The 25,502-nt window shown below is 62.7% G+C and carries 27 protein-coding genes and 2 pseudogenes; 15 read left to right on the top strand and 14 right to left on the bottom strand.

The window, feature by feature from the left end; all coding sequences use genetic code 11:
* Positions 1-139: 139 nt before the first annotated feature.
* The 6 genes and pseudogenes from FCK22_RS01520 to FCK22_RS01495 all read right to left on the bottom strand — a co-directional run.
* Positions 140-313 (bottom strand): annotated as a pseudogene (locus FCK22_RS01520) (acetyl-CoA carboxylase, biotin carboxyl carrier protein); the annotation flags it as partial.
* Positions 314-510: 197 nt separating this feature from the next.
* The gene (locus FCK22_RS01515; RefSeq protein ID WP_067261816.1) at positions 511-1,263 is read right to left on the bottom strand and encodes an ABC transporter ATP-binding protein; all 753 of its coding nucleotides are present in this window, start codon (positions 1,261-1,263) and stop codon (positions 511-513) included.
* Positions 1,264-1,296: 33 nt separating this feature from the next.
* Positions 1,297-2,061: an ABC transporter ATP-binding protein gene (locus FCK22_RS01510; protein ID WP_067261818.1), complete on the bottom strand. Its 765-nt coding sequence runs from the start codon at positions 2,059-2,061 to the stop codon at positions 1,297-1,299.
* A gap of 10 nt (positions 2,062-2,071) precedes the next feature.
* Entirely contained in the window at positions 2,072-3,277 is a 1,206-nt protein-coding gene (locus FCK22_RS01505; RefSeq protein ID WP_067261820.1) for a branched-chain amino acid ABC transporter permease, read from the bottom strand.
* A 3-nt stretch (positions 3,278-3,280) separates the two neighbouring features.
* Positions 3,281-4,309: a branched-chain amino acid ABC transporter permease gene (locus FCK22_RS01500; protein ID WP_067261822.1), complete on the bottom strand. Its 1,029-nt coding sequence runs from the start codon at positions 4,307-4,309 to the stop codon at positions 3,281-3,283.
* A gap of 101 nt (positions 4,310-4,410) precedes the next feature.
* Positions 4,411-5,757, bottom strand: coding sequence for a substrate-binding protein (locus tag FCK22_RS01495; RefSeq protein WP_067261823.1), 1,347 nt, complete (start codon positions 5,755-5,757; stop codon positions 4,411-4,413).
* A 235-nt stretch (positions 5,758-5,992) separates the two neighbouring features.
* Between FCK22_RS01495 and FCK22_RS01490 the strand changes: the two genes are divergently transcribed.
* The 4 genes from FCK22_RS01490 to FCK22_RS01475 all read left to right on the top strand — a co-directional run bounded on the left by FCK22_RS01490 (position 5,993) and on the right by FCK22_RS01475 (position 10,767).
* Entirely contained in the window at positions 5,993-7,285 is a 1,293-nt protein-coding gene (locus tag FCK22_RS01490; RefSeq protein ID WP_067261825.1) for a helix-turn-helix transcriptional regulator, read from the top strand.
* A 117-nt stretch (positions 7,286-7,402) separates the two neighbouring features.
* Positions 7,403-7,771 carry a response regulator gene (locus FCK22_RS01485; RefSeq protein WP_067261826.1) on the top strand — a complete coding sequence of 123 codons (369 nt, stop codon included), beginning with the start codon at positions 7,403-7,405 and terminating at the stop codon, positions 7,769-7,771.
* Positions 7,772-7,777: 6 nt separating this feature from the next.
* A complete protein-coding gene (locus FCK22_RS01480) occupies positions 7,778-8,068 on the top strand; it encodes a hypothetical protein (RefSeq protein ID WP_067261828.1) in 291 nt (96 codons plus the stop codon).
* Positions 8,068-10,767, top strand: coding sequence for an ATP-binding protein (locus FCK22_RS01475; RefSeq protein ID WP_067261830.1), 2,700 nt, complete (start codon positions 8,068-8,070; stop codon positions 10,765-10,767). Before FCK22_RS01480 ends, FCK22_RS01475 begins: the two co-directional genes overlap by 1 nt.
* Before the next feature lie 32 nt (positions 10,768-10,799).
* On the opposite strand, the gene FCK22_RS01470 is transcribed toward FCK22_RS01475, so the two are convergent.
* Both FCK22_RS01470 and FCK22_RS01465 read right to left on the bottom strand, forming a co-directional pair.
* Entirely contained in the window at positions 10,800-11,222 is a 423-nt protein-coding gene (locus FCK22_RS01470) for a TIGR01244 family sulfur transferase (RefSeq protein ID WP_067261831.1), read from the bottom strand.
* 67 nt (positions 11,223-11,289) lie between these two features.
* Positions 11,290-11,529, bottom strand: a complete 240-nt coding sequence (locus FCK22_RS01465; protein ID WP_168612596.1) for a hypothetical protein — start codon at positions 11,527-11,529, stop codon at positions 11,290-11,292.
* 108 nt (positions 11,530-11,637) lie between these two features.
* Here FCK22_RS01465 and FCK22_RS01460 point away from each other — a divergent pair, with 108 nt between their 5' ends.
* From FCK22_RS01460 to tig, 3 genes are all read left to right on the top strand, one after another.
* On the top strand, positions 11,638-11,922 hold the full coding sequence (locus FCK22_RS01460) for a DUF2312 domain-containing protein (RefSeq protein WP_067261835.1): 285 nt from the start codon (positions 11,638-11,640) through the stop codon (positions 11,920-11,922).
* Positions 11,923-12,049: 127 nt separating this feature from the next.
* Complete coding sequence (locus tag FCK22_RS01455; RefSeq protein ID WP_067261837.1) at positions 12,050-12,967, top strand: calcium/sodium antiporter; 918 nt, start codon at positions 12,050-12,052, stop codon at positions 12,965-12,967.
* 154 nt (positions 12,968-13,121) lie between these two features.
* Positions 13,122-14,453 (top strand): trigger factor, encoded by a 1,332-nt coding sequence (gene tig / locus FCK22_RS01450; RefSeq protein ID WP_067261839.1) that lies wholly within the window; start codon positions 13,122-13,124, stop codon positions 14,451-14,453.
* Between the two features lie 296 nt (positions 14,454-14,749).
* Here the strand turns inward: tig and FCK22_RS01445 are convergent, their stop codons facing one another.
* The 6 genes from FCK22_RS01445 to rpsF form a co-directional block, all read right to left on the bottom strand.
* Positions 14,750-16,708, bottom strand: coding sequence for a bifunctional 2',3'-cyclic-nucleotide 2'-phosphodiesterase/3'-nucleotidase (locus tag FCK22_RS01445; RefSeq protein WP_067261841.1), 1,959 nt, complete (start codon positions 16,706-16,708; stop codon positions 14,750-14,752).
* A gap of 72 nt (positions 16,709-16,780) precedes the next feature.
* Positions 16,781-17,266 carry a lytic transglycosylase domain-containing protein gene (locus FCK22_RS01440; RefSeq protein ID WP_067261842.1) on the bottom strand — a complete coding sequence of 162 codons (486 nt, stop codon included), beginning with the start codon at positions 17,264-17,266 and terminating at the stop codon, positions 16,781-16,783.
* A 127-nt stretch (positions 17,267-17,393) separates the two neighbouring features.
* Entirely contained in the window at positions 17,394-17,684 is a 291-nt protein-coding gene (locus tag FCK22_RS01435) for a hypothetical protein (protein WP_067261844.1), read from the bottom strand.
* Between the two features lie 161 nt (positions 17,685-17,845).
* A complete protein-coding gene (gene rplI, locus FCK22_RS01430) occupies positions 17,846-18,472 on the bottom strand; it encodes a 50S ribosomal protein L9 (protein WP_067261846.1) in 627 nt (208 codons plus the stop codon).
* An 11-nt stretch (positions 18,473-18,483) separates the two neighbouring features.
* Positions 18,484-18,711, bottom strand: a complete 228-nt coding sequence (gene rpsR, locus FCK22_RS01425; RefSeq protein ID WP_005852865.1) for a 30S ribosomal protein S18 — start codon at positions 18,709-18,711, stop codon at positions 18,484-18,486.
* Positions 18,712-18,740: 29 nt separating this feature from the next.
* Positions 18,741-19,094 carry a 30S ribosomal protein S6 gene (gene rpsF, locus FCK22_RS01420; protein ID WP_067261847.1) on the bottom strand — a complete coding sequence of 118 codons (354 nt, stop codon included), beginning with the start codon at positions 19,092-19,094 and terminating at the stop codon, positions 18,741-18,743.
* 223 nt (positions 19,095-19,317) lie between these two features.
* Between rpsF and fabD the strand changes: the two genes are divergently transcribed.
* From fabD to FCK22_RS19225, 8 genes and pseudogenes are all read left to right on the top strand, one after another.
* A complete protein-coding gene (gene fabD / locus FCK22_RS01415; protein ID WP_067261849.1) occupies positions 19,318-20,250 on the top strand; it encodes an ACP S-malonyltransferase in 933 nt (310 codons plus the stop codon).
* 69 nt (positions 20,251-20,319) lie between these two features.
* Complete coding sequence (fabG, locus tag FCK22_RS01410) at positions 20,320-21,057, top strand: 3-oxoacyl-[acyl-carrier-protein] reductase (RefSeq protein ID WP_007119971.1); 738 nt, start codon at positions 20,320-20,322, stop codon at positions 21,055-21,057.
* 202 nt (positions 21,058-21,259) lie between these two features.
* A complete protein-coding gene (locus FCK22_RS01405; RefSeq protein ID WP_067261852.1) occupies positions 21,260-21,493 on the top strand; it encodes an acyl carrier protein in 234 nt (77 codons plus the stop codon).
* Between the two features lie 159 nt (positions 21,494-21,652).
* Positions 21,653-22,186 (top strand): GNAT family N-acetyltransferase, encoded by a 534-nt coding sequence (locus tag FCK22_RS01400; RefSeq protein ID WP_067261853.1) that lies wholly within the window; start codon positions 21,653-21,655, stop codon positions 22,184-22,186.
* 142 nt (positions 22,187-22,328) lie between these two features.
* Entirely contained in the window at positions 22,329-23,588 is a 1,260-nt protein-coding gene (gene fabF / locus FCK22_RS01395) for a beta-ketoacyl-ACP synthase II (RefSeq protein WP_067261855.1), read from the top strand.
* Complete coding sequence (gene mltG / locus FCK22_RS01390) at positions 23,589-24,773, top strand: endolytic transglycosylase MltG (protein WP_067261857.1); 1,185 nt, start codon at positions 23,589-23,591, stop codon at positions 24,771-24,773. It begins immediately after the preceding gene.
* A 224-nt stretch (positions 24,774-24,997) separates the two neighbouring features.
* Positions 24,998-25,213 carry a hypothetical protein gene (locus FCK22_RS19230; RefSeq protein WP_248646401.1) on the top strand — a complete coding sequence of 72 codons (216 nt, stop codon included), beginning with the start codon at positions 24,998-25,000 and terminating at the stop codon, positions 25,211-25,213.
* A 38-nt stretch (positions 25,214-25,251) separates the two neighbouring features.
* Positions 25,252-25,502 (top strand): annotated as a pseudogene (locus tag FCK22_RS19225) (ATP-binding protein); the annotation flags it as partial.

The following is a 25,502-nucleotide window of genomic DNA, read 5'->3' as shown; positions in this document are numbered from 1 at the left end:
TAAACAATCGATCTTCTGCCCGGAGAAGCTGTCGGCGGACAACTTTCCGCACAAAATGTCACCGATCGGCTGGTGCAACTCCTTATGAAGGTTGGCGCTATTATCAATTCGCCTGAAAGCGTCCGCGGGCTTGGTACTGTTGCTGGGGGGCGGCCATGACCTGCTGCGGGGGCTTGCGGCTGACGCGCACGTTCAGGCTGTCATCCTCGGCATAGTCGCGTTTCACCTGAAGCTCGGTCAGGTCGTTTTCATTCAGCAGCTCGGCGAGGGCCTTGATGAAGGCCACGTCAGCGTCATGGGTTTTGTTTGTCATTGGATCCTCGAAGATTTCGGCAGGCCTGCGGCCCGTCGCTGCGCGATTGATTGGCACGCTTATAGGGCATGGGCAAAGCCATGAAAAGCCAACTGTTGTCTAGGGGGTAGGATCGGTTTTTTGTCGCGCAAAGCGGTCCGGGGCGCGAGAATGAGGCTGGGCCTCAGCCGCGCGCGCCGGACCTGAGTGACCTTAGGTCAGATCGCGAGGTATTCTGCGCGCAGTTCCGCATTGTCGAGCACCTCGGCGGCGGTGCCGTCAAAGACCACGCCGCCGGTGTCGAGGATCACCGCCCGGTCGGCCAGTTTCAGCGCCCGCACCGCGTTTTGTTCGACCAGAATCGTGGTGATGCCCTGCGCCTTGATCAGCCCCAGCGTCTTTTCGATCTCATCCACGATCACCGGCGCCAGCCCTTCATAGGGTTCATCGAGCAGCAACACCTTGATGTCCCGGGCCAAAGCGCGTGCGATGGCGAGCATCTGCTGCTCCCCGCCCGAGAGGGTCACCCCCTCTTGATGGCGCCGCTCGCGCAGGCGCGGGAAGAGGTCATAGAGCCGGTCGAGCGACCAGCCGATGGGCGGGGCGATCTGGGCGAGTTTGAGGTTCTCTTCGACCGTGAGGCCGGAAATGATGCGCCGGTCTTCGGGCACCAGTGCCAGCCCCGCGGCAGAGGCTTGGTGGCTGGCCATATTGTGCAGCGGCTGATGGTCAAGCCAGACCTCGCCGCGTTTCAACTCTGGGTCGCTCACCCGCGCGATGGCCCGCAGGGTCGAGGTTTTGCCGGCCCCGTTGCGGCCGAGCAGGGCGAGAATCTCCCCTTCATGGACGTTAAAGCTCACCCCCTGCACGATGTAGCTTTCGCCGTAATAGGCGTGAATGTCCCAGACCGAGAGGAAGGCGGGGGCGGTTTGGGCGTGGTTGGCGTTTTTGTCGAGCGTGCTGGTGGTCATATGCTGTCCTAGATCTGCGGCAATAGGAGGGGGTCAGGCGGCGTCTTGGCTTTCGCCAAGGTAGGCTTCGCGCACCTTGGGGTGGCCCTTGATCCGGTCGGGCGTGTCTTCGACCAGCGGCGTGCCTTGGGCCAGCACGGTGATCCGCTCGGCCAGTGAAAAAACGACATGCATGTCGTGTTCGATGATGGCGATGGTGATGTCGCGCTCATCCTTGATCTGTTTGAGCAGGTCGATGGTGTTGTTGGTGTCGGCCCGCGCCATGCCGGCGGTCGGTTCGTCCAAAAGCAGCAGACGGGGGTCTTGGGCAAGGCACATGGCGATCTCCAACCGCCGTTTGTCCCCGCGCGACATGGAGGCCGCGGGCATGTGCCGTTTGTCGATCATACGCATGTCGCGCAGCATTTCCTCGGCCTTGTCGATCATGTCGCGCTGGCCCACGACCCGCGACCAGCCGTTCAGTTGAAATGCCCCGTCGCGTTTGGCAAGGCAGGGGATCAGCATGTTTTCCATCACCGTCAGATCACCAAAGATTTCGGGCGTTTGGAACACGCGGGAAATGCCCATCTGGTTGATCTCATAGGGTTTGCGCCCCAGCACCGACTGCCCGTCGAACATGACGGAGCCGGTATCGGGGATGAGCTTGCCCACCAGACAGTTCAGCAGGGTGGATTTGCCTGCCCCATTGGGACCGATGATCGCGTGGACGGAGTTCTCCGCCACGCTGAGGTTCACGTCGCTCAGCGCCTGCAACCCGCCAAAGCGCTTGCCGACATTTTTGACTTCGAGAATGGCCATGATGTCTCTCCTATTCCGCGGCTTCGCTGCGCTGTTGGGCGGCGTCGGCCTCGACCGAGCCTGCGTTCTTGTCCCGGCGGCGGAAGACCCGGCCCAGACGTTGCCCGCCCTCGACCAGCCCACCGGGCAGGAAGATCACGACCAGCATGAACAGAAGGCCAAGCGTCAGGTGCCAGCCCTTGCCGACGAAGGGGTGGATGATCGCGACCATCGCGTCTTCGATCCCGTCGGGCATGAAGGCGAACCAGCCGTGCAACACGTTGTCGTTGATCTTGGCAAAGATGTTTTCGAAGTACTTGATGAAGCCTGCGCCCAGCACCGGCCCGATCAATGTGCCCGCGCCGCCAAGGATCGTCATTAGCACCACCTCGCCCGATGCGGTCCATTGCATCCGCTCGGCCCCCGCCAGCGGGTCCATCGCCGCCAGCAGACCGCCCGCAAGCCCGGCATACATGCCCGAGATGACAAAGGCCGCCAGCGTGTAGGGCCGCGTGTTCAACCCGGTGTAGTTCATCCGCTGCTGGTTAGATTTCACCGCCCGCAGCATCATGCCGAAGGGCGAGCGGAAGATGCGGATCGCCAGATAGAAGGCGAGGATCAGGAAGACCGCGCAGAAATAGTAGCCGACGGAGAAGGTGAAGGTCCAACCACCGAAGAACAGCGTCGTCGAGGAGTTCATCGCAGCGCCGAAGAGATTCGGGAACGAAGGCGCGTCGACGGCTTGGAGGTACTGCGGATCGGAAGTGTAGATCTGCAACCCCGTCTCACCATTGGTGATCGGCGTCAGCACCGAATAGGCGAGGTTGAAGGACATCTGAGCGAAGGCCAGCGTCAGGATTGAAAAGTAGATGCCCGAGCGCCGCAGGCTGATGTAGCCGATCAGTGCCGAGAACAACCCCGCCATGATGACGGCCAGCACCAGCGCGGGCACGACGTTGTAGCTGAGCAGTTTGAACATCCAGACAGCAGAGTAGGAACCGACCCCCAGGAAGGCCGCATGGCCAAAGGAGAGATAGCCGGTCAGCCCGAAGAGGATGTTGAACCCGATGGCAAATATGCCAAAGATCACAAAGCGTTGCATCAGGTCGGGGTAGCCCGCGTTGAACTGTGCTAGGCCCGAATCCGCCGGAAAGGGGTTAAGGATGAAGGGGGCGAAGAGCGTGAGAACGATCACGACCCCCAAAAGAAGCGTATCGCGTTTTTCCAGTCCGAACATGTCTTATTCCTCCATCACGCCGCGGCGTCCCATCAGACCGCGCGGGCGGACCAGCAGGATCACGATGGCAACGACGTAGATGATGATCTGGTCGATACCGTAGATGATGCTTTTGATTTCATTCATGGAAGCGAGGCTTTCGAGGATGCCCAGCAGGAACCCCGCCAGCACCGCGCCCGGCAGCGAACCCATGCCGCCGACCACGACGACGACAAAGCTCAGCACCAGAAAGTCCATGCCCATGTGATAATTGGGCGAGTTGATCGGCGCGTACATCACGCCCGCAAGCCCCGCCACGGCGGCGGCGATGCCGAACATGATGGTAAAGCGGCGGTCGATGTCGATGCCCAGAAGGCCCACGGTCTCACGGTCCGCCATGCCTGCGCGGACCACCATGCCGAAGGTGGTGAATTGCAAGAAGGCAAAGACCGCGGCGATGATGAGGGTCGAAAAGCCAAAGTAGACCAAGCGCCAATAGGGGTAGGCCAACGACGTGTCCAAACCCAAGAGCGGCGCGAAGTCGAAGCTGCCCACGAAAGCCTGCGGCGCAGGGGTGGGGATTGGGTTGGCGCCGTAGAAATATTTGACGACTTCCTGCAAAACGATGGCGAGGCCGAAGGTCACGAGGATCTGATCCGCATGGGGGCGCTTGTAGAAATGTTTGATCAGCCCGCGTTCCATGATGAAGCCAATGAGCAGCATCACCGGGATCGCAAAGAGGATGGCCAGCGGCACCGACCAATCAATGATCGCCTGTCCCGTTTCCGGCCCGAACCACTGTTCGACATAGGGGGTTTTGACCTTCAGCGGATTGCCGAGGAAATCCTTCTTGGTCTCGTCGATGGTCTCGACGCTGAGCGTCAGAATGCGTTGCAGCGTGACCGAACAGAAGGCCCCGATCATGAAGAGCGCCCCATGGGCGAAATTGACCACGCCAAGGGTGCCGAAGATCAGCGTCAGCCCAAGCGCGATCAGCGCATAGGCCGAGCCTTTGTCGAGGCCGTTGAGTATTTGCAGAAGGATTGCGTCCATGGTCCCCACCTGTAAGGGAAGCGTTTACAAGCGGCATGGCCGCTTGCAGCGATAAAAAGGGCGCGCAGGATCAGGCCCGCGCGCCATCTGATGTCAGCGGATCACGCGCCGGGGTTGCATTTGCCCAGATCACCGCCCGCGAACATCGGGTGATCGGGGGCATATTCGACCTGTGCACGGGGCGTCTGTTCGACGATCTCCAGCGTGTCGTATTCGCTGGTCGGGTTCTCGGCCCCCTTCATCACGAGCACGTCTTTGAAGCACTGGTGATCATCCGCGCGGTAGAGTGTCGGCCCGTTGCCCAGCCCGTCGAACTCATAGCCCTCAAGCGCCTCGACCACGGCGCAGGGGTTGAACGAGCCCGCGCGTTCCACCGCATCGGCATAGAGCAGCGTTTGCACGTAGCAGGTATGCGCGGAGTTCGACGGCGGGCGGCCGTATTTCTCGCCAAAGGATTTGGTGAAGGCCTTGGAGCCTTCGTCTTGCAACTGCCAGTTCCAGTTCATCGAGCCGATCACGCCCTGCACGTTGGCCCCGGCACCGGCGGCCATCAGCTCGGAGTAGAGCGGCACGACGATCTCGAACTTCTTGCCGTTGACCTGTTTGTCGAGCAGGCCGAACTGCACCGCGTTGGTGAGCGAGTTCACCATGTTGCCGCCGTAGTGGTTCAGCACCAGCACATCGGCGCCCGAGTTCAGCACCGGCGCGATATAGGAGGAGAAATCGGTCGAGGCGAGCGGCGTCAGCACGTTCTCCACGGTCTCCCAGCCCATTGCCTCGGTCGCGGCGGCGATGGATTCCTGCTGGGTCCAGCCCCAGTTGTAATCCGCGGTCAGGTGATAGGCGCGACGCTCAGAGCCATAGGCGTTCTTGAGCACCGGGGCGAGAGCGGCGGCGGACATATAGGCGTTGAAGAAATGCCGGAAGCCATTGGCCTTGCGGTCCTTGCCGGTGGTGTCATTGGCGTGGGTGAGACCCGCCATGAAGATCACGCCCGCCGATTGGCAAAGGTCTTGCACCGCCACGGCCACGCCCGAGGACGAGCCGCCGTTGATCATCACCGCGCCGTCTTTTTCGATCATCGATTTGGCGCTGGCGCGGGCCGCGTCGGATTTCGTCTGGGTGTCGCCGGTGACATATTCGACCTTTTTGCCCAGAATACCGTTGCCCTTCAGCGCCTTGGAGCTGAAGGTGTTCATCATGCCGCCGTCGCCCCCGCCATTGAGGTGTTCGACCGCAAGCTCCTGCGCGCGCAGCTCATCCAGACCTTCTTCGGCATAGGGGCCGGTCTGGGGTACGTTGAAGCCAAGCGTCACGGTGCTGCCCGTGGGGGCATTGGTGAAGCCCGCGTGATTTTCCGCGCGCAGATAGGTCGGCAGCGCCAACCCTGCACCGGCAACCGCGCCGGTCTGGATCAGCCCGCGGCGTGTCAGTTTCGTAAACGACATGAAGTCCTCCCATTTTTGTAAGTCGCAGCAGCGGAACCTCCCCCCGATGCCACAACACGCAATAGTGCAAAGAAACTATGGCGCGGAAAATGAAAACCGATCAATAAGGCGCTTGATCGAAACGATTTTTTTTGTAAATATATTCGCAATCATGCCGGAAGGGCTGTAAAGAATATGATATTGCGGCGCAGAAAGACCTTGAAACAACGGGCGAAAAATCACGCGGGGCCGTCCCATGCGTGAGGGGCTAACCGGCAGCCGCATCCGTGAGCGGCGCGTGATGGCGGGGCTGAAACAGGCCGAGCTTGCGCAGCAAAGCGGCATCTCGGCCAGCTATCTCAACCTCATCGAGCACAATCGGCGCAGAATCGGCGGCAAGCTCTTGCTCAATATCGCCCATGCGCTTGGGGTCGAGCCGCAGGCGCTGACCGAAGGGGCCGAAGCCGCGCTGATTGCCACGCTGCGCGAGGCGGCGGAGGATGCGGGGCTGACCGGGCCAGAGAGCGACCGGGCGGATGAATTCGCGGGGCGGTTTCCGGGCTGGGCCAAGGTGCTGGCCAACAGCCAGCGCCGCATCGCGGCACTGGAGCAGACGGTCGAGGCGCTCTCGGACCGGTTGGCCCATGACCCGCAGCTTGCCACCTCCATGCACGAGTTGCTCAGCACCGCCGCGGCGATCCGTTCCACCGCCGCGATTCTGGCCGAAACGGACAGTTTGCAAGCGGAATGGCGCGATCGGTTTCACGCCAATATCCACCAAGACAGCCGTCGCCTGTCCGACAGCGCGCAGGCGCTGGTGACCTATTTCGACAATGCCGCCGAGACTCGCGAGGTGGCCCATTCGCCCCAGGCCGAGGTTGAGAGTTTCCTCGCCGCGCATGACTACCGCTTCGACCCTTTGGAAGAGGCGCGCGCCCCGCAGGCGGCGATTGCGGCGCTGGTCGAACAGGCCGATACGCTCAAGACCAAGGCCGCGCAGCATATCGCGACGGGTGTGTTACAACAGATCGCCCGCGATGCGGCGGCGCTGCCTTTGGCGCGGCTGGAGCGGGCGGCGGGGGAGATAGGTCACGATCCTGCCAAACTGGCGCAGGCACTCGACCAGCCGATGGGCCGGGTGCTGCGGCGCTTGGCGTCACTGCCTGACCTCGGCGCGGGGCTGGTGGTCTGTGACCGTTCTGGCAGCGTGACATTCGCCAAGTCGATCGAGGGGTTCACCGTGCCGCGCTTTGGCGCCTGTTGCCCGCTTTGGCCGCTCTTCGCGGTGCAGGGGCAGCCGGGACTGGTGATGAAATCCCGCGTCATGCAAATGGGGCGCGGGCAGGCGGAGTTCGAAGCGATTGCCACCTGCGAAGTGCAAGCTGCGGCTGCCTATAACACGCCGCCGCTCAGCCAATCGGTCATGCTGCTCTTGCCGGTCCCCTCGGGGGTGGCGCCGGCGCAGCAGGTGGGGGCGACCTGTCGCATTTGCCCGGTGGAAGGATGCCGCGCGCGGCGCGAGCCTTCGATCCTGCGCGAGGGGATCTGAGGCGGCGCGGAAGGCAGTTTTTGACAGGGCTGGCAAACCGATGCATGCTCCCCCCGGTGCGCGAGACCCCGCAGCAAGACGGGGCGGCCGCACACCGAGGGGGGAGACTTTTTGCCGATGAGCAAACTCGTAGTTCTGGTGGAGGACGAGGTGAATATCGCCGAGGCCATCCGCTTTTTGCTGAGCCAAGAGGGTTGGCGTGTGGAGACCTTGGCCAATGGGTCAGGCGCGGTGGAGGTTATCCGCAAGGCATCGCCGGATCTGGTCATGCTCGACGTGATGCTGCCGGGCAAGAGCGGTTTCGAGATATTGGATGAGCTGCGCGGTGACCCCGAAACCGGTGCGTTGCCGGTGCTGATGCTGACCGCACGAGGCCAAAGCCGGGACCGCGCCATGGCCGAAAAGGCGGGTGTCAGCCGCTTCATGACCAAGCCGTTCTCGAATGCCGAGATGCTGGACGCGGTGCGCGACCTGATCGCCAGTTGATCCGCCATGCCCCGTAGGCCGATCTTTCTGGAAAAACGCGGCTACCGTCAGCGGCGGATGATGGATGCGGTGCGCCTGCTGCCGTTTCTGGGGCTGATGCTGTGGATGGTGCCGCTGCTTTGGCCCGTGCCAGCGGGCAGCCCGGACCCCACCGCACCGACCATCCCGATGAGCGTGGCGCTGCGCTATCTCTTTGGGGTCTGGGCGCTGCTGATCTTGGGAACATGGGCGCTCTGGCGGCGGACGCGGGATGTGGCCTCGGGTGAGGATGTAGCACAGCCGGACGGGCCGCGCTGATGGTATCGCTCAACCAGTTGGTCGCGGTCTGCCTGATGTATGTGGCGGGGCTTTTCATCGTGGCCTTCGCCGCCGAACGCGCGGCCCTGCGCGGGCAGGGCGGCTGGCTGCTGCGCTCGCCGCTGGTTTATACCCTGTCGCTGTCGATCTACTGCACCGCTTGGACCTTTTACGGCGCGGTGGGATATGCGGCGCGCTCGGGGCTGGAATATGTGACCATCTACCTCGGCCCTTCGCTGGTGATGATCGGCTGGTGGTGGGGGCTGCGCCGTTTGGTGCGGATCGGGCGAAGCCATCGCGTCACCTCGATCGCGGACCTGATTTCATCGCGCTACGGCAAGTCCAACACGCTGGCGATCGTGGTGACGGTGATGGCCGTGATCGGTGTGACGCCCTATATCGCGCTGCAATTGCAATCGGTTATCCTGTCGCTGTCAATCTTCGCCGCCGCCGACGTGCCGCTGGCCGAGGCGGGGGGCGATGTGATCAACCGGGGGCAGGCGGCGCTTTGGGTCGCGGCGGGGCTGACGCTGTTCACGGTACTGTTCGGTACGCGAAACCTGAATGTGAACGAGCGGCATCACGGCGTCGTCATCGCCATCGCCGTTGAGGCGGTGGTCAAGCTGCTGGCGCTGGTGGCGGTGGGGGTCTACGTTATCTGGGGTCTGGCCGGAGGCTTGGGCGAGACCTTGGCGCGGATCGACGCCTCAGACATCGGGCAATGGCAAGTGCAGGGCAGCCGTTGGGCCGCGTTGACCGTGCTTTCGGGGGCCGCGCTTTTGTGCCTGCCGCGTATGTTTCAGGTCATGGTGGTCGAGAACGACGACGAGCGGCAGTTGCAGATCGCAAGCTGGGCCTTCCCGCTGTACCTGATGCTGATGAGCCTTTTCGTCGTGCCCATCGCGGTGGTGGGGCTGGACCTGATGCCTGAGGGCGCGAACCCCGATCTCTTCGTGCTGAGCCTGCCGCTCAGCCAAGGGCAGAACGGGCTGGCGATGTTGTCATTCTTGGGCGGCTTCTCTTCGGCGACCTCGATGGTGATCGTCGCCACGCTGGCGCTCTCGACCATGGTGAGCAACCATATCGTCATGCCGATCTGGCTGGCGCTGCGCCGCGATGGGGCGACGCAGTCGGGGGATGTGCGCAATATCGTCATCCTTGCGCGGCGGCTGTCGATTTTCTGCGTGGTGGGCTTGGGTTATCTCTACTATCGCGCCTCGGGCGGCAGCGGGGCGCTGGCGGCGATTGGCACGATCTCCTTTGGCGGGGTGGCGCAGTTTTTGCCCGCGATGCTGGGCGGGGTGCTCTGGCGCGGGGCCACGCGGACCGGCGCGCTTTGCGGGCTGGGCACGGGCTTTGTGCTTTGGGTCTTTACCATGCTGCTGCCCAGCTTTGGCGCGGATGTGGCCCTGTCGAGCGCGACCTTGGAGCAGGGGCTTTGGGGCCTCGCATGGCTGCGCCCCGAGGCGCTCTTTGGCATCGCGGGGATCGACCCGACGGTGCATGCGGTGGTCTGGAGCCTTGCGCTCAACACGCTGGTTTTCGTCGTCGTCTCCCTCTTTAGCTTCCCCACACCGTTGGAGCGGCTACAGGGCGCGCAATTCGTCAATGTCTTTGACCATTCCGGCCCGGCGCGGGGGTGGACGGCCTCGGTCGCGGGCAGCGAAGACCTGATGATCATGGCGCAGCGCATCTTGGGCGCGACGGAGGCGCAGGCGTTTTTCACCCGCGAGGCCGAGCGGCAGGGGCAGGGGCGGCGTCTGCCCGAGCCCACGCCACGATTCGTGCAGGCGCTGGAGCGGGAGTTGGCGGCCTCGGTCGGGGCGGCCACGGCCCATGCGATGGTGGCGCAGATCGTCGGCGGGGCCTCGGTCTCGGTCCAAGACCTGCTGGCTGTGGCCGACGAATCCGCGCAGATGCTGGAGTATTCCAGCCAGTTGGAAGCCAAGTCGCGCGAGTTGACCGAGACGGCGGCGCAGTTGCGCGCGGCCAATGAGAAGCTGACGCAGTTGTCGTTGCAAAAGGACAGTTTCCTCAGTCAGATCAGCCATGAATTGCGCACGCCGATGACCTCAATCCGCTCGTTCTCCGAGATCCTGCGCGATGCGCCCGGTCTCACGGACGCCGACAAGAACCGCTATGCCACGATTATCCATAGCGAGACGATCCGTCTGACGCGGCTGTTGGATGACCTGTTGGATCTCTCGGTGCTGGAAAACGGGCAGGTGACGCTGAACCAGCGCGAGGGCAACCTGCGCGATCTGCTGGATCTGGCGGTGACCACGGCGCAGGCTGGGGTCACGCGGCCGCTCAAGGTGCTGCGCGATCCGCAGGCCGAGGATATTGTGCTGACCAGCGATCTCGACCGGCTGGTGCAGGTCTTTATCAACCTCGTCACCAACGCCCGCAAATACTGCGCGGCGGATGACCCGCGACTGGTGATCACACCGCGGGTGACGACACAGGGGCTGGTGATTGATTTCGTCGACAACGGCCATGGGATCGACGCGGGGTCGGAGGCGCTGATTTTCGAGAAGTTCTCGCGCATCACGGGGGAGGGCGATGGCGCGGGGCTTGGCCTTGCCATCTGCCGTGAGATCATGTGCCGCTTGGGCGGAGAGATCAGCTTTCTGCGGGATGTGCCCGGCACGGCCTTCCGGGTGCAGCTGCCCGCCCGCGCCCTGACCGCGGCGGCGTAGAATACCGGCCCCCAAGGGGACCGGCAGAGACCTCAAGTATAGCTTTGTCCCAGCATGGGGCGCATGTTCTCAAGGTCATACCCGCCTTGACGTGCCGCTTCGATGATCGCGTCGCTGTCCATCTCTCCGGCCTGGCCCAAGGCCCAAGCGATGGTCGAACGGGTGCCCGAGGCGCAATAGGCCAACACGGTGTCGTCGGTCTCCACGCCAAGGGCGCGGTTCTGGGCGATGACATCGGGGGTCATGGTCTGGTGCGTCAGTGGCTGTTCGGCAAAGGCAATCCCCGCGGCCTCGGCGGCGTCGCGCATGGCGGCGGCCTGATGGCTGGGCGGCACTTCCGCGTCGGGGCGGTTGCACAGGATGCGGGTGATGCCTTGGGCGCGCAGGCTTTCCATGTCACCGGGCTCGATCTGCGGGGCGACGAAATAGCGGGGGGTGATTTGGCGAATATCCATGGGCCGATTTAAGCAGATGCAGCCGCCCTGTCCAGCACCGCCGGGGCGGGCCGTTCAAACGCGCCGATCAGCCCAGCGAAATCCCGAGGATCACCAGCATCAGGCCGATCACGGAGAGAAACAGCGCGCCCATGTTCAGCGGCACAACTTTGCGCAGCACCACGCGCATCTCCTCATCGTCGAGCTGCGCGCGTTTTGCACGGCTCACCTTGATGATGCACCAGCCCAGACCGAGCAATCCCAAAAGGGATAGGCCGGCGCCGCCCCAGACCATGAGATCGAAAATAGATGTGTTTGCGCTTTCCATGGCGGCAGAGCTACGCCAAACCGCCAAGGGGGGCAAGTCCCGCTTGCGGGCTGGGCGTGCAGCCTGTAGTCAAACCCGCCAGAGCCAGCCATTCCGTGAGGACTTCCCATGAGCGATACCAGCACCAATCCCGATGTCGTCGAATCCCAAGGCGATGCGACCTACCGGGTCACCGCCAATGAGCTGCGCCAGTTCGTCGAGCGGATCGAGCGTTTGGACGCCGAGAAGAAAGACCTTGCCGAACAGCAAAAAGAGGTGATGGCCGAAGCGAAATCGCGCGGTTACGACACCAAGGTGCTGCGCAAGGTGATCGCTCTGCGCAAGCGCGACAAGGACGACATCGCCGAAGAAGAAGCGGTGATGGAAATGTACAAAGAAGCCTTGGGCATGTGAGCGCCCTGCCGCGGCGGACCTGAATTTTCCGCGCGGCCTTGAATGCCTCCGGCCTATCCCCATTTGCATCGGGCGTCTGCGCGGTCTCCGCGGCGCCCGATGGTCTGAGGCCGATGAGATTTTTCCCGTGAACATTCTGTTTGTCCTTGGTGGTCTGCTGGGACTCGTGCTCGGTGGTGAGTATCTGGTGCGCGGCGCCGTGGCGCTGGCGCAGAGGGTTGGCATGTCGCCCTTGGTGATCGGGCTGACGGTGGTGGGCTTTGGCACCTCGGCCCCGGAATTGGTGACCTCGGTTCAGGCGGCTTTGCTGGGCGCGCCGGACATCGCGCTTGGCAATGTGGTGGGGTCGAACATCGCGAATATCCTGCTGATTCTCGGCCTTGCGGCGGTGATCGCCCCGGTGGCCATCTCCGGACGTAGTTTCGCGCGGGACGGGACGGTCATGCTGTCGGCCAGCCTGCTTTGCCTCGGCACTGTGCTGCTGGGGCAGGTGGATCGGCTTGCGGGGGGCGCCGCCCTCGCGGGGCTGGCGGCCTATCTGATTTACACCTTTCGCAGCGATCGAAGCGGGGCAGAGGCGATGGAGCCGCTGCCGGATCAAGCGCCGGTTTGGCTGGCGCTCGTCTGGCTGCTGGGTGGGCTTTTGCTGACCATTCTTTCGGCGCGGTTTCTGGTCACTGGGGCTGTAGCCCTCGCACAGGCCGTGGGGCTGTCTGAGGCGGTGATCGGCCTGACCATCGTGGCCGTAGGCACCTCCATGCCGGAATTGGTCACGTCGGTCATCGCCGCAAGGCGCGGGCAGAGCGATGTGGCATTGGGCAATGTGGTCGGCTCCAACATCTTCAACATCCTCGGCGTGCTGGGCATCACCGCGCTGATCCAGCCGGTGGGGGTGGCTGCGCAGATCGCCGCGCTCGATATTTGGGTGATGCTGGGGGCCACGGTGGCGCTGATCGCCTGCGCCTTTGGCGGGCGCGTGACACGCGGGCAGGGGGCGCTCTTTGCGCTGGCCTATGTGGCCTATGTCGCCGTGCTTTTGGTGTAACCCGGCACAGGGTTGTCCGGCGGGGGTGGGGGCGAATTCTGCGGATGTGGCGCGATGGGCCGCGGACCCCCTTGCGCAGGCGGTTCAACACCCATAGAAGGACACAAATTTTCGCCCGCGCCCCCGCCGCGCGGCCTTACCCTATGGAGCACACATGCAGGTCAACGAGACGCTGAACGAAGGTCTGAAACGCGGTTACAACATCACCGTCACCGCCGATGAGCTTGAAGCCAAGGTCAACGAGAAGCTGGCCGAAGCGCAGCCCGAAGTCGAGATGAAGGGCTTCCGCAAGGGCAAGGTGCCGATGGCGCTGCTGAAAAAGCAGTTCGGCCAGCGGATCATGGGCGAAGCGATGCAGGAAAGCATCGACGGCGCCATGAACGAGCACTTCGAAAAGACCGGCGACCGCCCCGCCATGCAGCCCGAGGTCAAGATGACCAATGAGGACTGGAAAGAAGGCGACGACGTCGAAGTCTCCATGTCCTACGAAAAACTGCCTGAGATTCCCGAAGTTGATCTGAGCAAGATCGAACTGGAAAAGATGGTGGTCAAAGCTGACGATGCGGCTGTCGAAGAAGCGCTGGCAAGCCTTGCCGAAACCGCGCAGGACTTCAAAGCCCGCGAAGAGGGTGCCAAGGCCGAAGATGGCGATCAGGTTGTGATCGACTTCAAAGGCTCCGTCGACGGCGAAGAATTCGAAGGCGGCGCGGCGGAAGATTACCCGCTGGTGCTGGGCTCCAACTCCTTCATCCCCGGCTTCGAAGAGCAGCTGGTCGGCGTGAAAGCGGGCGAAGAGAAATCCGTCGTCGTGAATTTCCCCGAAGAGTATCAGGCCGCGCATCTGGCCGGTAAGGAAGCCACCTTCGCTTGCACCGTGAAAGAAGTGAAAGAGCCCGTCGCCGCCGAGGTTAACGACGAGATGGCCAAGAAATTCGGCGCCGAGGATCTCGACGCGTTGAAAGGTCAGATCGCTGAGCGTCTGGAAGCGGAATATGCCGGTGCATCGCGCGCCGTGATGAAGCGTAACCTGTTGGACGCGCTCGACAAAGAGGTCAGCTTTGACCTGCCGCCGTCGCTGGTTGACGCCGAAGCCAAGCAGATCGCGCATCAGCTGTGGCACGAGGAAAACCCCGATGTGGAAGGCCACGATCACCCCGAGATCGAGCCGACAGACGAGCACAAGACATTGGCTGAACGCCGTGTCCGTCTGGGCCTGCTGCTGGCCGAGCTGGGCCAGAAAGCCGACGTTCAGGTGACCGACGCCGAGATGACCCAAGCGATCATGAACCAAGCGCGTCAGTACCCGGGTCAGGAGCGTCAGTTCTTTGAATTCGTGCAGCAGAACCAGCAGATGCAGCAGCAGATGCGCGCGCCGATCTTCGAGGACAAGGTTGTCGATCACGTGGTCGAACAGGCCAAGGTGACCGAGAAAGAGATCTCGAAAGAAGAGCTTCAGAAAGCTGTTGAAGAGCTGGAAGACGAATAAGTCTTACCGGATCAGATTTTGGAGCAGGGGCGACGGGAAACCGTCGCCCCTGTTTCGTTTGGGCTGGGTGAGAAGCGTGGCCTTTGCCTGTCACTCTGGATGGGCGTGAAGGATTACCGAACCTACTGTCGATGTCCCGCCCGGGGGCACCCCGGGGGGGGGCGATTTGCAAGGTCTCGAAAATTCGCAGCAGTTGTGTGCGATGGGGGCGACCGCAGGCCACCATCGTTGCAACGCCCCCAAGGGAAGGCGCTGCTCTATGTGGCAATGTCAGATGCTAATACGCAGCGGGGAGGTCACAAAGTAATCCGGAACTGCGCGAAGCCGTCTTCCGTGTCGCCTACCTGTTCCATTTCTACCCCTGTCACCTCATCGACGTAGTCCGCCGCCTTTGGCCCGGTTTCGAACATTACGCTCGTTTCCTCCAACGGCGCGAAGCGCCAGTTGCCATCGGCACGGGGGCTGATGGTGCCTTTCTCGACGATATAGCGCACAATCACGTCGCGGTTGGTGTCGGGCCCTTCAAACACGATGGTATCGCCCATCGCGCCGGGGAAGGCCCCACCGCCGCTGGCACGGTAGTTGTTGGTGGCGATGATGAATTCGGCTTTGGGATCAAGGGGGTGCCCTTCGAACTCAAGGTTCACGATCCGGCTCGCCCCAGGGTTTGCCTCAGTGCCCTTGGGGCCAAATTTGGAAGGCTGGCTGAGGTCGATCTGATAGCTCACCCCGTCGATCACATCGAAATTGTAGCTGGGGAACTCGGGGTTCAGCAGCCGCTGGTTGGCCTTGCCGGGGGTGATCTGGTTGAACATGCCGGCGGAACGTTCGAGCCAGTCTTTCACCTGCGCCCCGGTCACGCGCACCGCGCGGGCTGTGTTGGGGTAGAGGTAAAGGTCGGCGACATTCTTGATCGCCACATCGCCTTTCGGCACATCGGTGTAATACTCCGGCCCGCCACGGCCACCGGCCTTGAAGGGGGCGGCAGCAGAGAGGATCGGCAGCCCCTCATGTTCGGTCCCCTTAAGCATCTGTTCGATATACCAGCGCTGCGCGTTGGAGACGACCTGCACCGAAGGGTCATCCGCTACCAGCGCGAAATAGCTGTGCAGATTGGCGTCGGTCTTGCCCACGGCGCGGCGAACATAGGCCAGCGTCTCATCATGTTCCTGTTGGACGGAGGCAAGCACCTCGGCATCGCTTTCCACCAGCGGCATCACTGAGCGGTCTTCGTTGCGCTGTGAAATCGCGCGCGCCTCGGCGCTGTGGCTGGCGATGCGCCAGCCGCTGCCGTCACGCTCAAGCATCAGGTCGATCAGGCCGAGGTGGCTGCCCCAGAAGCCGCCCATGGTGGCGGGTTTGCCGTGGATCGTGCCTTCGCTAACGTCCACGCCCGGATAGTCCGCATAGCTGCCCGAGGGGAAGACGAGGTGGCTGTGCCCGGTCATGATGGCGTCGATCCCCTCTACGGCGGCGAGGGGGACAGAGGCGTTCTCCATCATATCCTCTTCCTTGGCCGCACCGATGCCCGAGTGGGACAGCGCGATGATGATGTCGGCCCCTGCCTCTTTCATCTGGGGCACCCATGCGCGGGCGGACTCGAGGATGTCGCGGGCCTGCACCTTGCCTTCGAGGTGGCGGCGGTCCCAGCTCATGATCTGGGGCGGGACGAAGCCGATGATGCCGATCTTGATCGGATGCATCTCACCGGCACCATCGGTCAACATCCGGTCGAGCAGGACATAGGGTTTGACCAGCGTGTCATCGTCGCTCGGTTTGGCGCCGACCTTTTTGACGACATTGGCACTGACCACCGGGAAGTCGGCCCCGGCGAGGGATTTCATCAGGAAATCAAGCCCGTAGTTGAACTCGTGATTGCCCAGGGTCGAGGCGTCATAGCCAAGCGCGTTCATCGCTTGGATCACCGGATGCATGTCGCCCTCTTTCATGCCGCGCTCATAGGCGATGTAATCGCCCATCGGATTGCCCTGCAAAAAGTCGCCGTTGTCGAGCATCAGCGTATTGGTCGCCTCGGCGCGGATCGATTTGACGATGCTGGCGGTGCGGGCAAGGCCTACGGTGTCGACCTCTTTGTCGGCGTAATAGTCGTAAGGAAAGACATGCACATGCAGGTCGGTCGTTTCCATCAGCCGCAGATGCGCCTGATTGGCCGCGGCGCGGAGAGAGAAGGGGTGGAGGGCCAGCAATCCGGCAGTGCCGGCGAGGAAGTGACGGCGGTTGAGGCGGAGGGTCATGCGGCGTTCCTTCTTGACGTGATTAACACCTACCTGAGGCGAAGCGAGAGGCCGCGCAAGCCCGAAAATTAATCACCCGTCCCGTAGGCCGGTTTCCACAAGCATGCCGCGGCGCTTGGCCTCGTAATAGTAGCCGCGGGCGTACCATTTGATGGCGGTGCCATGGTCACCGTCCGACAGGAGCCACGCGCCGCGCAGGTATTTTAGCGCGTATTTCAGATTGGTATCGGCGTCTAAAAGATCGGAAGGTTTGCCCCGGAACCCCATCGACCGCGCGGTGGCGGGCAGGATTTGCAGCAGACCGTAATAGGGGCCGTTGCGGGCGCGGGGATTGTGGGTGCTTTCGCGGATGGCCAGACGGTGCACCAAGGGGCGCGGCAGGTCATAGAAGTCGGCCCAGTGGTTGATCTTGCGTCGCAACTCTGGCGTCTCATTCGGGTGCAGCGGCAGGGCGGGGCGCTCCGGCGGCGTGGGGGAGACTTCGGGCGCGGCGTTGCAGGCGGTGAGCGTGCTGGCGGCGATGAGGGAAAGGAACATGCGGCGTGTGGTCTGAGGCATGATGCACCGGGGCTTGTTATCTCGCCCCGAGGATCGCCCCAAGGGGGCCATCGGGCAAGAGCGTAGGCGCAGGATACGCGGCCCCTTGCCCAAGCCTTGGACCCTCAGGCGCGGCTTTTCGCCATGCTTAAACGTCGGCGACGATTTCGCCTTTCATTTCGCCGGTCATGCGGCTCTGATCTTCGCGCTTTACCGAACGTCGGACCTCGTCGATCTTGAGTTCGGCGGCGTCGCGCGTGGCCCTGTCGGGCCATTCGGTGATTGCGGCACTCGTGCGCTCAGAGGTGCGGACCACGGTGATGCGGCTGGCGCCAAAGCCCTTTAGGGCGGGCAGGCGCTTTTCTTCGATGGTGCGCAGGGCCACGTCGTAATCCGCCCCGTCGGCGAGTTCCCAAGTGGTGATGGTGATGTAACGCATGTGTCATCCTCCATGCTGAATAGAGGTATCATAGCATAAATCGCGCTGTTTTTACAGGCGTTTGCGTCAGAGGCGCGCGCGGGGCGGTTGGAGGGGCTGCGCAAAAGAAATCGCCGCGCGGGGGACCGCGCGGCGTTTCATGTCAGATCGGACAGGCCGGATCAGCTGTTGCTGTCGTCCTGTGCGTCGCCCTCGGGGGTGCGCACCACGTCCGAGTCGCCGTCTTCGTCAGCGGCAGAGCCGATGTCGTCGAAGAGTTCGGAGATCTCGAATTCAGCGGCGGCTTCCTCTTCGGCGGCCAGTTCCTGAATCGATTTGCCCGATGCCTGAAGCTCGGCCTCTTCGGGCGAACGTGCAACGTTCAGCTCGATTGTGGCGTCGACTTCGGGGTGCAGGATGATGCGCACATCATGCACGCCCAGTTCCTTGATCGGGTTGCCCAGAACGACCTGCTTGCGGTCGATCGAGAAACCTTCGGCAGTCGCGGCTTCGGCGGCGTCACGGGTGGTGACGGAGCCGTAGAGCGCGCCGGCGTCGGAAGCGGAGCGAATCACGACGAACTGCTGACCGTTCAGCTTCTCGGCGAGTTTCTCGGCTTCTTTCTTGGTCTCGAGGTTCTGTGCTTCGAGCTGGGCTTTCTGGCCCTCAAAGGCCTCGACGTTGGCCTTGGAGGCCGACAGCGCCTTGCCCTGCGGCAGCAGGTAGTTGCGGGCATAGCCGGGCTTTACGTCCACGACTTCGCCCATCTGGCCCAGTTTGGCCACACGTTCCAGAAGGATAACTTGCATGTGCTCTCTCCTTACTTGACGGCGTAGGGCAGCAGGGCGAGGAAACGTGCGCGTTTGATGGCCCGGGCCAGCTCGCGTTGTTTCTTGGCCGATACGGCGGTGATGCGGGAAGGAACGATCTTGCCACGCTCAGAGATGTAGCGTTGCAGCAGACGTGTGTCCTTGTAGTCGATCGCAGGTGCGTTGTCGCCCGAGAAGGGGCAGACTTTGCGACGGCGGAAAAATGGTTTTGCAGCCATGGTTTATGTCCTCTTCTTCAAGCTGGCGATCAACGGCGCTCGCGACGGTTGTCGCGTTCGTCGCGTTTCTGCATCTGCACGGAGGGCAGTTCTTTGTGCTCGTCGACCTTGATGGTCAGGACGCGCATCACGTCATCATGCAGGCGCATCAGGCGTTCCATTTCCTGCACGGCTGTCGCGGGTGCGTCCGAACGCAGGAAGGCATAGTGGCCCTTGCGGTTTTTGTTGATCTTGTAGGCCATCGTCTTGACGCCCCAGTACTCGCTGTCGACGAGCTTGCCGTCGTTGTCCGCGAGAACGGTGCCGAAGTGTTCGATGAGGCCCTCTGCTTGCGTGTTGGACAGGTCCTGACGCGCAATCATAACATGCTCATAAAGCGGCATGTGCACTCCTATTTGTATCAAGGCGCATTTCATAGGCGGGGCGTTCATCCTTGCTCCCCACCACGAGAGTCTGCGCGGTTCATATGCTGTGCAAGGAAGCGCCCGTATACACGGTTTCCCGGCCACGGCAACCCCCGGCGCGGGCGCGCGGGCCGGGACGGGCTTGCCCTTGCGGCATGGGACGCGATACATCGGGTGAAATCGCTAATAAGAGGCTGCAACCATGAGCATCGCATTCGTTTTCCCCGGGCAGGGCGCCCAGACCATCGGCATGGGCCGCGATCTGGCCGAAGCCTACCCCGAGTCCCGCGCCGTTTTCGACGAGGTCGATGCGGCCTTGGGCGAGAAACTGTCGGAGCTGATCTGGGACGGCGACATCGACACGCTGACCCTGACCGAGAACGCCCAACCCGCGCTGATGGCGACCTCATTGGCCGCCATGGCCGCGCTGAAGGCCGAGGGTGTTAGTGTCGAGAAGGCGGCCTTTGTGGCCGGGCACAGCCTTGGCGAATACTCGGCACTCTGCGCTGCGGGCGCGCTGTCGCTCGCGGACACCGCGCGGCTGCTGCGCATCCGCGGCAAGGCCATGCAGGCCGCCGTGCCGGTGGGTGAGGGCGCCATGGCGGCGATTCTCGGCCTCGGCATCGAAGAGACCGAGAAACTGGCCGAAGCCGCCGCCGAAGGGGCCGTCTGTCAGGTCGCCAATGAGAATGACCCGAGCCAGAACGTGCTCTCCGGCGAAAAGGCCGCGGTAGAGCGGGCCGTTGCCATGGCGAAAGAGGCCGGGGCCAAGCGCGCGTTGTTGCTGCCCGTCTCCGCCCCCTTCCATTGCCCCTTGATGGGGCCGGCTGCGGAAGAGATGGCGAAAGCATTGGGCGAGGTGACCTTCAACGATCCCGCCGTGCCGCTGGTCGCCAATGTCACCGCCGAGGCGGTGTCGGACGCCGCCCGCATTCGGGAGTTGCTGGTTGAACAGGTCACAGGCCGCGTGCGCTGGCGTTCCTCGGTCGAGTGGATGGCCGCGCAGGGCGTGACAGAGGCGTGGGAGATCGGCGCGGGCAAGGCGCTTTCGGGCATGATCCGGCGCATCGACAAAAGTGTCGCCACCCGCAGCATCGGCACGCCGGATGAGGTTGAGGCCGCGTCTGACGCCTGAGGCATGAAAATAGGCGGGATTTCCGCCGCGTCGGGGCCTCGCGCCCTTTGAGAGAATAAAGGAAGAGACATGTTCGATCTTACAGGAAAGAATGCCCTGATCACCGGCGCTTCGGGCGGCATCGGCGCGGATATTGCGCGCAAGCTGCACGCCCAAGGGGCTACCGTTGGCCTGTCGGGCACGCGGACCGAACCGCTTGAGGCGCTGAAGGCCGAGTTGGGCGAACGCGCCCATGTGCTGCCGTGCAACCTCAGCGATATGGAGGCCGTGGACGCGCTGCCGAAACAGGCGGCGGAGGCCATGGGCTCGGTCGATATTTTGGTGAACAATGCGGGCATCACCCGCGACAATCTTTTCATGCGCATGTCGGATGACGAGTGGAATTCGGTGCTGAACGTGAACCTCACCGCGACCTTCAAGCTCTGCAAAGGGGTGATGCGCGGCATGATGAAGGCGCGTTGGGGCCGGATCATCAATATCTCCAGCGTGGTGGGCGCCACGGGCAACCCCGGCCAGGCCAATTACGCGGCCTCCAAGGCGGGTGTCGTGGGCATGTCCAAGTCGCTTGCCTATGAGGTGGCAAGCCGCGGGATCACTGTGAACGCCGTGGCGCCGGGCTTCATCACTACTGCGATGACCGACAAGCTGACGGATGAGCAAAAGTCTGGAATCATGGGGCAAATCCCCGCAGGCCGCATGGGCGACCCGGATGAGATTGCCGCCGCCGTGGTCTATCTTTCCAGCGCCGAGGCCGCTTATGTGACAGGGACCACCTTGCATGTGAACGGCGGTATGGCCATGTTGTGACCCTGCGCCTCAATAGCGTTTGCCAAGCCCGGCGCATGTGCTAAAGGGGGCGCAGAATCGAAACGGAGGGTGCTTGATCACCCCCTGCGCCTTGTGCGAACAAGGAAATAGCCGCCCCTTTTGGGGCATCCTCCAAACGCCGATTACCGGCGGGCGGAAACCAAAAGGGGCCTTGAATGGCCCGAAGACATGAGGACTTATTATGAGCGACGTCGCAGACCGCGTGAAAAAGATCGTTGTAGAACACCTGAGCGTGGAAGAGGACAAAGTGACTGAGAATGCGTCGTTCATCGACGATCTCGGCGCAGACAGCCTCGACACCGTGGAACTGGTGATGGCGTTCGAAGAAGAGTTCGGCATCGAGATCCCCGATGACGCGGCTGAGAACATCCAGACCGTTGGCGATGCGGTCAAGTTCATCAAAGAAGCCTCTTAAGGCTTTGCCGGGCAACCGGCGAATTTGAGTTTTGAGAACGGCGTTGTTCCTAGCGGAATGACGCCGTTTTTATTTGTCTGAACGGGGCGGGCTTGTCCCTTTGGAGCTGAGGTCGCATGTCTGCGCCAAGAAGTTTCAAGCGTGAAGGCAATTCACCCCATGTCCCGCACGATCCCGACCATCAACACCGCCAGACTGACCCTGCGCGCCATGCGTGCCGAGGATTTTCAGCGCTATGCTGAGATTTGGGCGATGCCCGATGTGGCGGACCGGATCCTCGATCAGCCCCGGCCCAAGGGGCAGTCATGGGACGCTTTTCTGCGCAACGCGGGCCATTGGCAGATCACCGGCTTTGGACAGTGGGCGGTGCAGCTTCATCGCCAGCGCGAGATGCTGGGCCAGACGGGTTTCGTCTTTGGCTCCCGCAATTTCGGTGAGGATTTCGACACTTACCCCGAGGCGCGGCTGGTCTTGGCCCCTCAGGCCCAAGACCAGCGGCTTGGGGCCGAGGCCGCCCGGGCGGCACATGAGTGGTTTGATCGGGTGATCACGGGCCGCACGGTCTGCATGATCTCTGCGGGGAATGAGGCCGCTTTGCGGATCGCGAGGGCGCTTGGCTATCAGGGGCTGCGCGACGTCAAGATGGCGGGCGGTGCGGTGCATCTGATGACCCGGCGCGGCCCGCCGGGCTGAGCCCCAATCGGGCGACGGCCCCTGAGATTCGGGCCATCGGCGTTTTTGCGCTCTGCCTGCGGACCCCCGCCGATATGCTTGTGCCTACAGGCTTTTGCAGGGTAAGAGGTTCGCCGAGACATTATCGGCAAGGGGCACTGAGATGCGCAGAGTTGTAGTAACGGGTTTGGGTTTGGTTACCCCGCTCGCGGACGGCGTGGAAGAAAGCTGGAAACGGATCCTTGATGGGAAGTCCGGGGCCGGGCCGATCACCGGCTTTGATGCCAGCAAACTGGTGACTCAATACGCTTGCGAAGTGCCCTTGGGCGATGGCAGCGATGGCACCTTCGACGCCAATAAATACATGGAGCCGAAAGAGCAGCGCAAGGTCGATACCTTCATCCTCTTCGGCATGGCCGCCGCCCAGCAGGCGGTTGAGGATTCGGGTTGGAAGCCGACCGAGCAGGAAGATCAGGAACGCACCGGCGTTCTGATCGGCTCGGGCATCGGGGGGCTGAACTCCATCGCCAATACCGCCGTCATGATGCATGAAAAAGGCCCGCGCCGCGTGAGCCCCTTCTTCGTGCCCGGCGCGCTGATCAACCTGATCTCGGGTCAGGTGTCGATCCGCTATGGTTTTAAGGGGCCGAACCACTCGGTCGTGACCGCCTGTTCAACCGGCGCCCATGCCATCGGCGATGCGGCGCGGCTGATCAAATACGGTGATGCGGATGTGATGATCGCAGGCGGTGCCGAGGCGGCGATCTGTGAGATCGGCATGGCGGGCTTTAACGCCTGCAAGGCGCTCTCGACCAAACGCGGCGACGATCCGCAAAAGGCCAGCCGCCCCTATGACGTGGACCGCGACGGTTTCGTCATGGGCGAGGGCGCGGGCATCGTGGTGCTGGAAGAGTATGAACACGCCAAGGCGCGCGGTGCCAAGATCTATGCCGAGGTGCTGGGTTATGGCCTGTCGGGCGATGCGCATCACATCACCGCCCCTTCCGAGGATGGCGAGGGTGGCGAACGCTCCATGCGTGCAGCGCTGAAGAACGCGGGGCTGGAGCCTTCGGATGTGGATTACATCAACGCGCATGGCACCTCGACCATGGCCGACACCATTGAGCTGGGCGCGGTCGAGCGTCTGATGGGCGATGCGGCGGGCAATGTGACCATGTCGTCGACCAAATCCGCCACCGGGCACCTTTTGGGTGCCGCGGGCGCGATCGAGGCGATCTTCTGCATGCTCGCGATCCGCGATCAGGTAGCGCCGCCGACGATCAACCTCGACAATCCGGCGGTGGAAACCCCGATTGATCTGGCGCCGAACAAGAAGGTCGAGCGCAAGATCGACGTGGCGCTCAGCAATTCCTTTGGTTTCGGCGGCACCAACGCATCGGTTCTGTTCGGGAAAGTCAGCTAAATGTGGCGTCATATCGCCTCTAACGCCGTGACGTTTCTGTTGGTCGGCCTGTTTCTGCTTGGGGGGATCATCCTCTGGGGCAAGTCGACCTATGTCTCTGAAGGGCCGTTGGAACAGGCGATCTGTGTGCAGGTCGAGCGCGGCTCGAACATGCGGCAGGTCAGCCAGAACCTTGAGGAGCAGGGCGCGGTTTCCTCGCCCGCGATCTTTCGCATGGGCGCGGATTACGAGGAGAAGTCGAGCAGCCTGAAGGCGGGCAGCTTTCTTGTTCAGCCCGGCACGTCGATGCAGGGGATCGTGGACATCGTGACCCAAGGCGGGGCCAGCACCTGCGGTACTGAGGTTGTCTATCGCATCGGGGTGAACCGGGTGAGCGTGCAGGTCCGTGAGTTGGACCCGGTCACCAGCCGTTTTGTCGAACGCGCGGAATTCACTCCGGGTGAGGAAGAAGCTCCCGAAGCCTATACCGAAATCTCGAGTGCGAATGACACGCGGTTTCGTGTGGCATTGGCCGAAGGGGTGACCAGCTGGCAGGTTGTCGAAGCGCTCAAGCAGGTCGAGCAATTGACCGGCGAGGTTGAGGAGCTTCCGGCAGAGGGCAGCCTCGCGCCCGATAGCTATGAGGTGCGTCCGGGCGACGACCGGGCCGAGGTGATTGCACGGATGGCCGCGGCGCAGGAGGTGCTCTTGGCCGAAGCCTTTGAAGCGCGCGACCCCGATCTGCCGATCGAGACGCCCGAGGATCTGCTGATCCTTGCGTCGATCATCGAAAAGGAAACCGGTGTCGCCGCCGAACGTGAGCAGGTGGCGAGCGTTTTCGTGAACCGTTTGAACCAAGGGATGCGGCTTCAGACCGACCCCACGGTGATCTACGGGGTGACCGAGGGCAAGGGCGTGCTGGGCCGCGGGCTGCGCCGTTCGGAACTGCGGGCAGAGACGCCGTGGAACACCTATGTGATCGACGGTCTGCCGCCCACGCCCATCGCCAACCCGGGCCGGGCGAGCTTGATGGCCGCAGCGCAACCGGCGGAGACGGACTACGTCTTTTTCGTGGCGGATGGCACCGGGGGGCACGCTTTTGCGGAAACCTTGGACGAGCATAACCGCAACGTCGCACGCTGGCGTCAAATTGAGGCGGAGCGCGGCGCGGAAGCGGCGGGCAATGCCTCAACCGGCGGAAACTGAGACCACCTGAAAACCCCGCTGGAGACAGCGGGGTTTTTATTCGCGCGGAGAGCTTGCCGCGCGCCTCTGTAAGGTCTTGTTAACACAGTTTTTCTTGACTTTGCGGACGGTCTGACGTAGGACTTGTGGCACGCTAGAGGACATGGGCAAACGGCCCCGGGGTGACCCGGCGGTCGTTTTTTTTGTGTCTGCTCGGTTGGGGATAACCAACGAGAGGTAAAGCGATGACGATCATTACCCCGGAGCAAGAGACGGAAGACAGCGCGGAAATCCTGCGCGGTCTCCAAGAAGCAATCGGCGCGCTGCGTCGGGAAATCGAAGGTCTGACGGAACAGGCCCGGTCCGGGGGGGGAACTCAAGGAAACTGCGGTGTCTGGCAAAACGTCCAAAGTGGCGGGACTGCTGGCGCATTGCCTGAAAGCGGAGAACACGCTGAATGACTGTCGGAACCGACAAGCTGGAATCGCGCGCGGGGGCTATGCCCTCGACATGGACAAAGCGCGGGCTGACATCGGGTGCAAGCTGGATCGCCTGCGCCGATGCTCAGACCCAGGCGCAGTTTCTGAATGAACTCGGTGAGGGAGAGCTTCTGGCTCTCCCTTTTTTTGTTTGAGTTCTGGGCGCTCAACCACCAACTGCCGCCCGAGGGCGATTGGCGGACATGGGTGATCATGGGCGGGCGCGGCGCGGGCAAGACGCGGGCCGGGGCGGAATGGGTCCGCAGCAAGG

Source organism: Sulfitobacter sp. 15WGC (genome assembly GCF_005068605.1).
In the GTDB taxonomy this organism is placed as follows: Bacteria; Pseudomonadota; Alphaproteobacteria; order Rhodobacterales; family Rhodobacteraceae; genus Sulfitobacter; species Sulfitobacter faviae.
This window is presented reverse-complemented; position numbering and strand designations above follow the sequence as displayed.

Coding starts and splice junctions, on each gene's coding strand:
- FCK22_RS01470 (WP_067261831.1), bottom strand. CDS start 11,222: ATGGATATTCGCCAAATCACCCCCCGCTATTTCGTCGCCCCGCAGATC.
- mltG (WP_067261857.1), top strand. CDS start 23,589: ATGTGGCGTCATATCGCCTCTAACGCCGTGACGTTTCTGTTGGTCGGC.
- FCK22_RS01405 (WP_067261852.1), top strand. CDS start 21,260: ATGAGCGACGTCGCAGACCGCGTGAAAAAGATCGTTGTAGAACACCTG.
- FCK22_RS01460 (WP_067261835.1), top strand. CDS start 11,638: ATGAGCGATACCAGCACCAATCCCGATGTCGTCGAATCCCAAGGCGAT.
- FCK22_RS19230 (WP_248646401.1), top strand. CDS start 24,998: ATGACGATCATTACCCCGGAGCAAGAGACGGAAGACAGCGCGGAAATC.
- FCK22_RS01490 (WP_067261825.1), top strand. CDS start 5,993: ATGCGTGAGGGGCTAACCGGCAGCCGCATCCGTGAGCGGCGCGTGATG.
- FCK22_RS01435 (WP_067261844.1), bottom strand. CDS start 17,684: ATGCGTTACATCACCATCACCACTTGGGAACTCGCCGACGGGGCGGAT.
- FCK22_RS01500 (WP_067261822.1), bottom strand. CDS start 4,309: ATGGACGCAATCCTTCTGCAAATACTCAACGGCCTCGACAAAGGCTCG.
- FCK22_RS01440 (WP_067261842.1), bottom strand. CDS start 17,266: ATGCCTCAGACCACACGCCGCATGTTCCTTTCCCTCATCGCCGCCAGC.
- FCK22_RS01485 (WP_067261826.1), top strand. CDS start 7,403: ATGAGCAAACTCGTAGTTCTGGTGGAGGACGAGGTGAATATCGCCGAG.
- rpsF (WP_067261847.1), bottom strand. CDS start 19,094: ATGCCGCTTTATGAGCATGTTATGATTGCGCGTCAGGACCTGTCCAAC.
- fabD (WP_067261849.1), top strand. CDS start 19,318: ATGAGCATCGCATTCGTTTTCCCCGGGCAGGGCGCCCAGACCATCGGC.
- FCK22_RS01400 (WP_067261853.1), top strand. CDS start 21,653: ATGTCCCGCACGATCCCGACCATCAACACCGCCAGACTGACCCTGCGC.
- rplI (WP_067261846.1), bottom strand. CDS start 18,472: ATGCAAGTTATCCTTCTGGAACGTGTGGCCAAACTGGGCCAGATGGGC.
- FCK22_RS01515 (WP_067261816.1), bottom strand. CDS start 1,263: ATGACCACCAGCACGCTCGACAAAAACGCCAACCACGCCCAAACCGCC.
- FCK22_RS01480 (WP_067261828.1), top strand. CDS start 7,778: ATGCCCCGTAGGCCGATCTTTCTGGAAAAACGCGGCTACCGTCAGCGG.
- FCK22_RS01475 (WP_067261830.1), top strand. CDS start 8,068: ATGGTATCGCTCAACCAGTTGGTCGCGGTCTGCCTGATGTATGTGGCG.
- fabG (WP_007119971.1), top strand. CDS start 20,320: ATGTTCGATCTTACAGGAAAGAATGCCCTGATCACCGGCGCTTCGGGC.
- FCK22_RS01495 (WP_067261823.1), bottom strand. CDS start 5,757: ATGTCGTTTACGAAACTGACACGCCGCGGGCTGATCCAGACCGGCGCG.
- FCK22_RS01505 (WP_067261820.1), bottom strand. CDS start 3,277: ATGTTCGGACTGGAAAAACGCGATACGCTTCTTTTGGGGGTCGTGATC.
- FCK22_RS01465 (WP_168612596.1), bottom strand. CDS start 11,529: ATGGAAAGCGCAAACACATCTATTTTCGATCTCATGGTCTGGGGCGGC.
- FCK22_RS01445 (WP_067261841.1), bottom strand. CDS start 16,708: ATGACCCTCCGCCTCAACCGCCGTCACTTCCTCGCCGGCACTGCCGGA.
- rpsR (WP_005852865.1), bottom strand. CDS start 18,711: ATGGCTGCAAAACCATTTTTCCGCCGTCGCAAAGTCTGCCCCTTCTCG.
- FCK22_RS01510 (WP_067261818.1), bottom strand. CDS start 2,061: ATGGCCATTCTCGAAGTCAAAAATGTCGGCAAGCGCTTTGGCGGGTTG.
- fabF (WP_067261855.1), top strand. CDS start 22,329: ATGCGCAGAGTTGTAGTAACGGGTTTGGGTTTGGTTACCCCGCTCGCG.
- tig (WP_067261839.1), top strand. CDS start 13,122: ATGCAGGTCAACGAGACGCTGAACGAAGGTCTGAAACGCGGTTACAAC.